This is a genomic window from Paenibacillus sp. FSL M7-0896 (genome assembly GCF_037975415.1).
GTDB lineage: Bacteria > Bacillota > Bacilli > Paenibacillales > Paenibacillaceae > Paenibacillus_AQ > Paenibacillus_AQ silagei.
The window spans coordinates 5,377,252-5,388,615 of the sequence record NZ_CP150250.1; the positions used below are offsets into that span (position 1 = coordinate 5,377,252).

Annotated in this window: 11 protein-coding genes; 3 read left to right on the plus strand and 8 right to left on the minus strand. The window is 51.6% G+C overall.

What is annotated here, in order from left to right; all coding sequences use genetic code 11:
* The first annotated feature begins 327 nt into the window (after positions 1-327).
* The gene (locus tag MKY12_RS23165; RefSeq protein ID WP_036724295.1) at positions 328-564 is read left to right on the plus strand and encodes a DUF2626 family protein; all 237 of its coding nucleotides are present in this window, start codon (positions 328-330) and stop codon (positions 562-564) included.
* Between the two features lie 173 nt (positions 565-737).
* On the plus strand, positions 738-1,874 hold the full coding sequence (locus MKY12_RS23170; RefSeq protein ID WP_339311063.1) for a hypothetical protein: 1,137 nt from the start codon (positions 738-740) through the stop codon (positions 1,872-1,874).
* On the opposite strand, the gene MKY12_RS23175 is transcribed toward MKY12_RS23170, so the two are convergent.
* Together MKY12_RS23175 and MKY12_RS23180 are read right to left on the minus strand one after the other, a co-directional pair.
* The gene (locus MKY12_RS23175; protein ID WP_339311065.1) at positions 1,866-3,098 is read right to left on the minus strand and encodes an extracellular solute-binding protein; all 1,233 of its coding nucleotides are present in this window, start codon (positions 3,096-3,098) and stop codon (positions 1,866-1,868) included. The genes MKY12_RS23170 and MKY12_RS23175 overlap by 9 nt on opposite strands.
* Positions 3,099-3,478: 380 nt before the next feature.
* A complete protein-coding gene (locus tag MKY12_RS23180) occupies positions 3,479-4,810 on the minus strand; it encodes a PhoH family protein (RefSeq protein ID WP_036724299.1) in 1,332 nt (443 codons plus the stop codon).
* Between the two features lie 106 nt (positions 4,811-4,916).
* Between MKY12_RS23180 and MKY12_RS23185 the strand changes: the two genes are divergently transcribed.
* Positions 4,917-5,492 carry a YhcN/YlaJ family sporulation lipoprotein gene (locus MKY12_RS23185; protein ID WP_339311067.1) on the plus strand — a complete coding sequence of 192 codons (576 nt, stop codon included), beginning with the start codon at positions 4,917-4,919 and terminating at the stop codon, positions 5,490-5,492.
* A 34-nt stretch (positions 5,493-5,526) separates the two neighbouring features.
* Here the strand turns inward: MKY12_RS23185 and MKY12_RS23190 are convergent, their stop codons facing one another.
* The 6 genes from MKY12_RS23190 to MKY12_RS23215 form a co-directional block, all read right to left on the minus strand.
* The gene (locus tag MKY12_RS23190) at positions 5,527-5,979 is read right to left on the minus strand and encodes a pyridoxamine 5'-phosphate oxidase family protein (RefSeq protein WP_339311069.1); all 453 of its coding nucleotides are present in this window, start codon (positions 5,977-5,979) and stop codon (positions 5,527-5,529) included.
* A 100-nt stretch (positions 5,980-6,079) separates the two neighbouring features.
* The gene (locus MKY12_RS23195) at positions 6,080-7,183 is read right to left on the minus strand and encodes an LCP family protein (RefSeq protein ID WP_339311071.1); all 1,104 of its coding nucleotides are present in this window, start codon (positions 7,181-7,183) and stop codon (positions 6,080-6,082) included.
* Positions 7,184-7,270: 87 nt separating this feature from the next.
* The gene (locus MKY12_RS23200; protein ID WP_339311072.1) at positions 7,271-7,567 is read right to left on the minus strand and encodes a YlaH-like family protein; all 297 of its coding nucleotides are present in this window, start codon (positions 7,565-7,567) and stop codon (positions 7,271-7,273) included.
* Between the two features lie 151 nt (positions 7,568-7,718).
* Complete coding sequence (typA, locus tag MKY12_RS23205; protein WP_036724305.1) at positions 7,719-9,563, minus strand: translational GTPase TypA; 1,845 nt, start codon at positions 9,561-9,563, stop codon at positions 7,719-7,721.
* 255 nt (positions 9,564-9,818) lie between these two features.
* Positions 9,819-10,331 carry a hypothetical protein gene (locus tag MKY12_RS23210; RefSeq protein ID WP_076075875.1) on the minus strand — a complete coding sequence of 171 codons (513 nt, stop codon included), beginning with the start codon at positions 10,329-10,331 and terminating at the stop codon, positions 9,819-9,821.
* A 213-nt stretch (positions 10,332-10,544) separates the two neighbouring features.
* On the minus strand, positions 10,545-11,204 hold the full coding sequence (locus tag MKY12_RS23215; protein WP_209872023.1) for a TerC family protein: 660 nt from the start codon (positions 11,202-11,204) through the stop codon (positions 10,545-10,547).
* Positions 11,205-11,364: the final 160 nt, after the last annotated feature.

Here is an 11,364-nt window from a genome sequence, read left to right on the forward strand (position 1 = left end):
AACATCATGAAATAACCATCTTCAGAACCGGCAGCTCCGCCGGGTAGTGAATAGGGATAAAAGCTGCTTACTCCATTTCTATGCCTCTATTAGAGTTCATAGAATCTATTTGATACTAATTTGTATTGCCAATTTGTCTGCACCTCATACTACCTTTGCTATAAATTCTCTTTTTCGAAACAAAAGGCTTGTGTCAATAATAAAAATCATATTTTTTATGAAATTTTGTATTTTTTTCAATGAATTCGTTTACAGTGTTTTGGAGAGCCGTTATAATAAAGTTAAAGCAGCTGTTAGCCGGATTCATATTGGAAGGGGGACCCTCTCTTGGACCGCATGTTTCGCGTATTGGGATTTTTTACACTTACCATCGGACTTATGGCTTTTGCCGGCAATCTCACGGAAATGGCCCTGTTATTCTTTTTGCAAACCGCTTTTTTTGTGATTTTGGGGTACATGAAGTTTACGGAAAAGACCTACATCCTGCTCTTTTGGGGGTATATGATCCTGACGTTTACGGGCTTCAGCTATTGGACGATATTTGAGATGGAATTGCCGCTCTAACGCATATATATAGAAATGAACGGATATGGCTTCTTGCTTTAAGGGAGCATTTCCGTTCTTTTTGTTTGCAAAATTGTAGTTCGGGGAGACGCAAAACAGGGTATGATATTTTAACAGGCTGAAACATATTAATAGTACATACCTGTCTAACTCTGTTCAAGGTGGTGGTGCAAGTGTTATCCCGTAATACGGTTCGCCGGTTATTCGCAGCAATATTGATCCTCACCTGCATCGCTATGTCGCCGGCTTCTCCGGTCTATCTGTCCGCCGGTTCCGGCTCCGCTTCAGGAGTCAGCGCTCCGCCGCCCTCTATGCCGGATGACGAAGAGACCCGCAAGCTGCTGGAGCAGACGCTGTCCTCTGCAGAGCTTGAACGTGAGATTGCCCGGATTACTGCAGAGCAACAGACGCTGGAGCACAAAGCCGCTGAGCTGGAGGAGCAAGCTGCTGCCAAACAGAGTAATATCGCGGACCAGCAGGAACGGGCAGGTGCTGTTGTGCGGGCCTATTATATGGGGGAACGGGATGGACTTCTTACCGCATTCCTCTCCGCCAAAAGCATCAGAAGGCTAATCGCTCTATTCGATTATTATGAGATTATTATGGGGCAAGACCGGAAGACGCTCACAGAATATGAGACGCAGTACAAGGATTTGAAAAGCACACTCACGGCCGCCCGGCGCAGCAGTCAGGAGCTGGCAGAGCTCAAAACGGCGCTCGAAGAGCAGCAGAAGCGTGTGCTTGCCTTAGATAAGGAGATTGCAGGCGGGATTCAGGCCAGTACAGATCCTCAGAGTATGGAGCGGCTGCTGGAGGAGTTCAGTAAATATTGGGAGAATATCGGACTGCATGAGGTGAGGAAGTATTTCAAAGCGCTGGCTTCTGCGATGAAGCAGCTGCCGGAGTTCGTTCAGAGCCGGGATGGCGTGCTGGTGCGCAAGGGGATGACCTATAATCTGGCCCTGTCCGAAAAGGATCTGAATGAGTTCCTGGTAACCCAGAACCCGCTGTTTCAGGATTTCCGGTTTGCGTTCAAGGACAATTCAGTCTCGGCAACGGGTAAAAGCGGGGGCTTGTCGCTGTCGCTGACCGGCCGCTATACCATACAGCAGGAGCCTGTCAACGGCTTGATGTTCCATGTTGATCATGTGGTATTCAATGGCCTGGAGCTGCCGGATACCACCCGCCAGGCTCTGGAGGAAGAATTCGATCTCGGCTTCTATCCGGCGAAGATTGTCTCCTTCCTGCAGGCCACCGAGGTCTCAAGCTCGGACGGCATCCTGCATGTGAAGCTGTCCCTCTCATTCTAAAGGAGGCTGTACCACCGCTTCATAAGCGGCGGCATTCAGCTTGCCTGTTAACAAACCAAGCGCCGCCTCCGCCTTCCGGCTCCACTCTGCCTCAGAGCCGGGACCGGGGGTGTTATCCTCTGCAAGGAACCATCCGGCTTCCATTGGCAGCTTCCCAATCTTGGGCTGAGCGGAGCGGTACAGCTCATCCAGTGCCGGCAGACGATCCGTGTTCTCCAGCCATTCCAGCTGGGCCTTGCTTGAAGTCACGTAGGCGAGCCATTTGACCGCTGCTTCCGGACTGCCGGATTGTGCAGGAAGGGCAAAAAAGCGGCTGTGAATAACCTCGTAGCTCGGTATCCCCTCCTGCTTCTTCGGCATCTGCACCGCCAGCGTCGAATTCCCGTGCTTCTCCCACTCCGAGAGCGGCACAGCCGCCACCGCAAGCTTCCCATCCTGCAGCAGCTCCCAGATCTCCTTATTGAACCGGCTGGTCAGATACAAATAGCTGCGCGCCGCTTCTGTCCACTGAGCCTGCTCAAGGCTGGCGGAGCGCAAACTGCTGCCCATGCTATGCAGCACGGCGGCATATCCGTACGGATTCTGCGTATCCATAGCCAGCAGATAACGTTTCTTCTCCGGGTCCTCCTTCAGCCGGCCTAGCAGCATATTCCACTGCTCCAGGCTTGCGGGCACCTCCGCAAAACCCATTCCGGCGAGCCGCTCCGGCGAATAGACAAGGACATAGGGATCGATATCCAGCGGCACTCCCCAGTTATATCCGTTCCACTGCATCTGCGGAATCAGCATCGTAAGCGGCGTGCTCCCGGGAACACTTTGGTAGATATCTACAGGCAGCAAATAGCCCCGGGTCGCCAGATCATAAATGCTGTGGCCGTCCAGCATCACGATATCCGGGCTTGTCCCAATGGTTAGTTCATCACGCACCTGTGCTCCTCCGTCTTCCGCCTCTACATTCTTAAGGATCACGCTGACTCCGCTGGATAAAGCGTACTCTTTGCTAATCTGCTCCAATACGCTGAACTCCTCCGCACTGAGTGAGACGCGGATCTGGAGGCTCTCGATTTCTCCTGCTTCCCCTGAAGGAGGACGCTCTGATTGGTCCAACGGCTGTCTGGGCTGATAGCTTCCATGATCCGTATTCAGCTCCATGCTGGGTGACAGGCTTGTCAGCGCCAGCAGCAGAACTGCAAACAGCAGCCAGTAATTTTTGCGTTTCAGCACATGCGCCCTCTCCTTCAGCGTTTCTTATTCCTCATTTTAGCAGAGATGCAGGCACTTGTCTTGGGTTGTGAAAACGTTCTCTTATATAGAAGGAAAAGGCGGGATTGTTCAGTGCAGGTCTAAACCCAGGTGCGCAAGACGCTGCGTGTGCGGATTATTCTTCCGATCGCTGTTAAAGCCAGATTTCTTATCAGATAACCATTAGAGGTAGAAATCCGTCTTTAAAGGCGAACGCTACGCTTCTCCAGAACAATTCCGCTCCCTCCGCTGAACGCACCTTTTAACTGCACAAAAACTCTCCCGCCCCTTCCGAGGACGGGCAGGAAAAAGCCGGGAGTGGTGATCTCCCGGCTGGAATAATATTTGTTTGTTGTTGCAGGTTACAGCAGATCGGCAGCCAGCTGGGCCAGATGCGAACGCTCACCCTTCTCAAGGGTAATATGTCCGCTAATGCCCTGCTGCTTGAACTTCTCAACGATATAGCTGAGGCCGTTGCTCGCCGCATCCAGATAAGGGTGGTCAATCTGCTCGGGGTCACCCATCAGGATCACCTTACTGCCCTCGCCGGCCCGGGAGACAATCGTCTTCACTTCGTGGCGGGACAGGTTCTGCGCCTCATCAATGATAATGAACTGCGACGGGATGGAGCGGCCGCGGATATAGGTCAGCGCCTCAACCTGGATACTTCCCAGCCCCATCAATATTTTATCGATATCCCCTGCCTTCTTCGTGTCGAACAGGAATTCGAGGTTATCATAAATCGGCTGCATCCATGGACGGAGCTTCTCATCTTTCTCTCCCGGCAGATAGCCGATATCCTTACCCATCGGAACCACCGGGCGGGCAATCAGCAGCTTCTTGTATTTGTGTTCATCCTCTACCTTGAACAATCCCGCCGCTAACGCCAGCAGCGTCTTACCTGTTCCCGCTTTGCCGGTAATGGTCACCAGCGGAATATCATCATTCAGCAGAAGCTCAAGCGCCATCCGCTGCTGCGCATTCCGGGCGCTAATGCCCCATACCGCATCATTGCCCAGATAGAGCGGCTCCAGACGGGAAGCATCGCTGTTGACCTTTAGCAGCGCTGATTTGCCGCTGCCGATCTCATCCTTCAGAATGACGAATTCATGCGGATACAGCGGATAGGAAAGCGCCAGCTGCTTCGTGGGCAGGAAGCGGTGACTGTAATATTCATCAATCAGTGAAGGATGGGCCATCAGCGACTGGCAGCCGGAATAGAGCTCATTCAGATCGCCGGTGCGGTCAGACAAATAATCCTCCGGCGTTATACCAAGCACATCCGCTTTGATGCGGACAAGAACATCTTTACTTACAAGTACCACAGGACTCGGGTCAGCCTTCTCATTCTCCTCATGGAGATAATTGAGCGCTACAGCGAGTATCCGGTTGTCATTGGAGACTTCGCCGAACATCTCCTGTACCTTGACGAAGCTGCGGTGGTTAAGCTCCACCTTCAGCGTGCCTCCGTGGTCCAGTACCACCCCGCTGTGCAGGTGGCCCAGCTCCCGGAGCCCGTCTAACAGACGCGATACGGTGCGGGCGTTACGGCCGATTTCATCGGCATTACGCTTCTTGGAGTCGATTTCTTCCAGGACTACAGCAGGAATGACCACCTCATTCGCCTTGAAAGCAAAAATCGAATTGGGGTCGTGCAACAGCACGTTAGTGTCCAGTACGAATATCTTTTTCATGTTATCCCCTCCACAGCGCCTGGTTTGATTGATCATACATAACTCTTTTCAGCAAGGGCAAGATAAGGTAAATCACTAATTCTCAGGCTGAAAGGAGTACGCACATATGAGAAAATCAATGTGTCTGTTGCTGGTACTGCTGCTGCTGACAAGCTGCGGTATCGCTAATAAAGAGACATCACCCTCTCCTCAGGATAAACAGTCGGCTGAAGCGGTGCACAGCCAGGGGAACCGCGGAGTGCGGACTTTGTCGGAAGATGGTACAGCCGTACAGGAGCCCACCCCGAATTCGGGACAACCTTCAGCAGGCAAGCGCGACAGCGATGTGGCACTCAAGGATCATTTTGAACAATTAGCGCGAAGAGTCCCAGGTGTAGAAGGCGTCCACTGTGTCGTCATGAACAACCTTGCCGTGGTCGGCATTGATGTGGACGGCGCCCTTACCCGTTCGCGGGTCGGAAGCGTGAAATATTCGGTAGCTGAAGCGATCCGCAAGGACCCGAGGGGCGTAAGAGTCCTGGTGACTGCCGACATGGACCTCAGCAGCAGGCTGGCCGAGATGGGCAAGCATATCTCCAAGGGCAACCCGGTCTCGGGCTTCGCCTCCGAGATGGCCGATATTATCGGCCGGATCATTCCGCAGCTGCCGGAGGATATTGAGCCGCAAGGCAATACCCGGTAGGAGCTAATTTCAAAAAAAGCCTAGTGATAGCACACTAGGCTTTTTGCATGGCGGCAAACACTTGTCCGTCCAGCTTCTCGGCCGCACGTGCATCGTATACCTTCGCATATTTCGGAGCAGATTCCAGGTGCGCACCATAGAACAGTGCATTGCGGACCGCTTCAATCTCAATATCAAAACAGCACATCTTAAACGGAACATCCGGCAGCGGGTCCAGCCGAACCGCAGCATGACCGTTAACGGCATGCACCGTCCCTTCGCCAAACACAGTAATCGTTACCCTCGGGTTAACCTTCATGTTGTTCACCAGTCTGGAGCGGTGGTCCACAGCCAGCCGGACAATGGAAGGGCTCACAGCATAGATCCAGGAGATCGCAGTCGACGTAGGTCCGCCGAATTCCGCATCCACAGTGTTAAGAAGAACAAACGTCTCCGATTGCAGCATAGCTAGCAGAGTTTCATTGAGCTGAGCAACGGCTTCAGACATAGTTACAGGCCCCCTATGCGGCAAGAATACATTCAATTTATTATATTATAGCACAGGACGAAACTTGCATTCAATTTACAGATTGTACCCTGCCTGCTGTTCAGGGCTGACCTGAGACCACTGCAGCGGACTCTCCGGATATCCGGTCCTGAAGGCTTTTCTTGGCTGCGTCCAGCTCCTTATCGTTAATATATACATAGGGGCTGCGCCAGGTTCCTGTTACCGGTACATATTCGACATTCTCCTTGGAAATATCCCAATACGTAGCGATCAGGCTCTTAATCTGCGCATTCTCAATATCGCTCTCCAGATTATCGTCCACCGCATCCAGCACCCGGCCGATTTTGAGAACACCGCCCAGCGACTGCATCTGAGAGATTAATGAAGTCAGTACCTCGTTCTGGCGCTTATTGCGTTCAAAATCATCCGAAGGCTTCGTCGCCGGCTTGCAGTTGGACTTGCGGTAACGCACATAATCCAGCGCTTTATCTCCGTTTAGCTTGGCTTCGCCTTTTTTAAGATTAATATTGGTGCCGTCCACACTGTCCGTGTAACACATATTGGCACTAATATTAACGTCTACGCCGCCGAACTCATCCACAATATCCCGGAAGCCCTGGAAATCCAGTACGGTTGCGTAATCGACCTTAATGTCCAGATATTTGCCCATCATCTTCTTCATCTCATCCTCGGCCAGAGTCCCGGAGGTCTTCTCCTTGCTCTTGAAGCGGGAGTAAAAGGCATTGATCTTCGTCTTCTTGTATCCGCCAAGCTCGACATATGTATCACGGGGTAATGAGACCACCGTAGCCGATTTGGTCTCAGGGTTCAAGGCCGCGACCATGATCACATCCGTCAGGTTGGACGGGTGCTTCGGACGGTTGTCCGTTCCAAGCAGCAGCATCGTCAGCGGCTTCTCCGAGGCGGATTGTCCTGCCGCAACCGGCTGGTCCACGCCGAATCCTCCGTGGTCCACCTTCCAGTACAAATATCCTGCGTAACCTAATGCTGCTATAACAGCAATCAGGAGAATGATGAGCAGCACCCTCATCAGCCGGGCGAAGAATCCGCGTTTTTTCGGTTTCCGCGCTTTTTTCTTTGCAGTTGTAGCTGAAGCAGCAGACCTCGGCTGCTGCCGGTTAGTAGTGGTGCTTCCTTGCTGGCTGTTCCTTCTGGGTGGCAAATTGCCCTTGCTTGTATTCATAATCCTTTTAGTTCCTTTTCATTCAACTGGAGTTGAAGTAGATAACTTCGTAATAACTTAGACGAGCCCTGTCATCAAAAGTTGCGCCTACTGCCGTTTTGCAGCCGCTGCAGCCTTCCGCTTCTGCCTGGCCTCCACCAGGTAGCGGACCCGCACAAGCAGCATCAGCCCGACCGCTACCAGCAGGCACTGGATGATCGGCAGCTTGTCATGCTGGAAGATAAGAAGCATGCCTGAGCCTGCCGCCATTATCACATACAGTACGATCTCTTTGCCGATCGGCAGCTTCTGATTGACGCGGAATACTCGGTTATAAACATAAGTGAGTAAGATAAAAATGACAATGTAAGCGATAACTGGATGCTCAGCGAACCAGCTTTGCATAGCCCGTCACTCCTTCCGGATCATAAGTTACGCTTACATTATATCACCCGCAGCCGTTTTATACTGCTATTAATCCCTGCAATTTGAAAGATCCACGCCTGTAAAATGAGAAAAGCCGCCGGAATAATCCGGCGGCTTCATTGTTATCAGCTTACGCTTGGCTGGCTTGCGCCGCCTTACGCTGCTTCTCTACACGCTCGCGCTCGCCCTTATTCAGGATCTTTTTGCGCAGACGTACAGATTTAGGAGTGATCTCACAATATTCATCATCATTCAAGTATTCAAGCGCGCCTTCCAAAGAGAAGGTACGTGGAGTCTTCATTTTCACAGTATCATCTTTGCCTGAGGTACGCATGTTGGTAAGTGCTTTTTCTTTACAAATGTTAACGATAATATCGTTATCACGGGTATGCTCGCCAACAATCATACCTTCATAAATTTCTGTACCTGCATCCAGGAAGAGAATACCACGATCCTCAACACCCACGATTCCGTATTGGGTTGTTGTGCCACTTTCACTTGCTACAAGCACACCCTGATGACGTCCGCCAACTTGGCCGCCAACCAGTGGAGCATAGCTGTCGAAGGCATGGTTCATTACACCGTAGCCGCGTGTCAGCGTCAGGAAATGTGTGTTATAGCCGATCAGGCCGCGTGCCGGAATCAGGAATTCCAGACGGACTTGGCCGGTACCGTGGTTGATCATGTTGACCATCTCGGCTTTACGGCTGCCCAGACTTTCCATAACGGAGCCCATGCTTTCTTCCGGAATGTCAATCATGAGGCGCTCAAGTGGCTCGGATCTGACACCATCGATGTCTTTAATGATTACTTGTGGTTTAGACACTTGCATCTCATAACCTTCACGACGCATATTCTCGATCAGAATACCAAGGTGAAGCTCACCGCGTCCAGAAACGATAAACGCATCAGGACTGTCTGTCTCATCTACACGCAAGCTCACATCCGTTTCCAGTTCTTTGAACAGACGCTCACGAAGCTTACGGGAAGTTACCCATTTACCTTCTTTACCGGCAAACGGACTGTTATTCACAAGGAAAGTCATTTGCATCGTTGGCTCGTCAATCTTAAGAACAGGCAATGCTTCAGGGTGCTGCGGATCAGCAATCGTCTCACCGATGTTGATATCCTTGATACCGGCAATAGCCACGATGTCGCCTGCTCCGGCTTCTTCTGTCTCCACACGCTTCAGACCCTGGAAGCCGAACAGCTTCTCGATACGGGCAGTCTTGCTCTTGCCGTCACGCATAATGACTGTAACGGACTGGCCTTGCTTGATTACACCGCGGTTCACGCGGCCAATGGCGATACGGCCCAGGTATTCGTTGTAGTCCATCAGTGTTACCAGGAACTGCAGCGGTTCTTCAACCTTCTCAGTTGGAGCCGGGATATGCTCAACGATGGTTTCATAAAGTGAAAGCATAGTCTCATCCTGCTTCTCAGCATTCATGCTCGATGTGCCATTAAGCGCAGAAGCATAGACTACAGGGAATTCAAGCTGATCGTCACTGGCTTCAAGCTCAATGAACAAGTCCAGCACTTCATCAATAACTTCCTTCGGACGTGCAGCCGGACGGTCAATCTTGTTCACGACTACGATTGGGGTCAGGTGCTGTTCCAGCGCCTTGCGGAGTACGAATTTGGTCTGCGGCATGCAGCCTTCATAAGCGTCAACAACGAGCAGTACGCCGTCAACCATCTTCATGATCCGTTCTACTTCGCCGCCGAAGTCAGCGTGTCCAGGTGTATCTACGATGTTAATCAGGAACTCTTTATAAGTGATTGCTGTATTTTTAGCTAGGATTGTAATTCCACGTTCCCGTTCGATATCGTTAGAGTCCATGGCGCGTTCTTGAACGTGCTCGTGCGCGCTGAAAATCCCGGACTGCTGGAGAAGCTGATCGACGAGTGTTGTTTTACCATGGTCAACGTGGGCAATGATCGCAATGTTACGGATATCTTTTCTTGAATGCATGATTTGTATCCAAATCCTCTCATTTATCAAATTAAAACTGTTTAAATTCTTAGCATGTCACGGCAGTCTCACAAAAGAAGCGCCAGGCAGAAAGCCGACGCTCCAACATTCCTTAATTTTATAGTGAAAGTACTATGAAAAGCAAGTCTTTTTCTGAAAAAAAACGTTGCCAAGTCCGCTTAAATTTTCTAATTTTGCCTCATGTCCGGCTCAGCGGTCTTGAATTGTCCTATCAGGGCGTGTAGACGATCTGTTCTACCAGCCACCGTTCCACTTCTTGCGGCTTCCCGGTCTGCCTCTTCCCAGCATCAGCCACAGTCCCGCAGCAACCAGCACAGCGCCGAGCAGATAGAGCGCACCAGTACCCAGCAGGGTGAAGATAACCAGCACTACACTAAGCAATCCAAGGATCACAGCGGCTGTAGTTAACCCTCCGGTTCTGCCTGAAGCATACAGCGAATATTCATACAGTCCCACTGCGATCCCCAGCAGAAGAACAGGCCATAAGTATCTCATGAGGTCCCAGCCCCAGGTATTGCATAAGCCGAAGAGCAAGCCGTACACCGATAGTATGCCCGCAGGAATGAGTACAGATGCAGAAGCGCGGCGGGTGAAAAAGAGCACATGCAGGAACAGGCCCGGAACCAGAATGATGAGCGGCCATAAGGCCCGTCCCAGAAAACCGAACACCCCCAGCTTGCCCAGCAGAATCACGAGGCCGGCGGCGGCGATGAACACACCCAGTTTCATGTCATTTTTGGAAGACATCTTTCACCTATCCCTTCAAAATTTCGTGTCTTTTCACCGGTCGGTGCCCCTTCAGCAGGCAAATCCGGCGACAGGTTTTCCTTTATTTTATCTGATAAACGCATAAAACACCATCATTCTTCACACATCCCGGCGGGGCATTCTCGAAAAAAAAAGAAATAAGGCTGCACCAAAGCCTTCCAGCTTTTGGTACAGCCTTATTATTGCCGGTTATCAGCCTGCGGATACTTTCCTGTGCTTCAGCATGCCCGTGACAACCACAATAATGCCCAGCAGCATTGGCAGTATGGTATGAAGCGTCGGCAGCAGGAACGAAATCACCGGGCCGAATTTGGCATCCTGCAGCAGCATGTTCCCGGCGGTATACGCCAGAATATAGGCGCCGATGAAGATCAGCACCGGGAAGCGGTGCAGCCAGCCCACGATGATGCCGCTCCCCCAGACGACAATCGGAATGCTGATCGCAATCCCGATTACAATCAGTGCCAGATCCCCTTTGGCCAGCCCGGCAATCGCCAGTACATTATCCAGGCTCATGATGAAGTCCGCCAGCAGGATGGTGCGTACCGATTTCCATACGCTAGGGCTTCCCTCAATTCTCAGCTCTTCCTCGTCCTCGAGCAGCAGCTTGAAGGAAATCCAGAGCAGCAGCATGGCCCCTCCGGCTTCAATATACGGAATCTTGAGCAGCAGCACTGCGGCGAAGGTCAGGATACAGCGCAGCGCGACTGCTCCAGCGGCCCCCCACCAGACTGCCAGCTTCCTGTGCTTCTCCGGCAGATTCTTGCTGGCCATCGCAATGACCATGGCATTGTCTCCGCTGAGCACCAGATTAATCATTAGAATTTCACCAAGCAGCAATAATGAATCCATCCACCTCAGCCTCCCTGAACTCCATGTATCTACATGTATGCCGGGGGGCGACAAGCTATGCTTCTTGTCCCGCTATTTTAGAAACTGCGCATGTACGGCCGGATTGCAGCGTATATCTATAGTCTCCGGCCAGAATGGCCGCAAGGGGAATGCAAGCCAC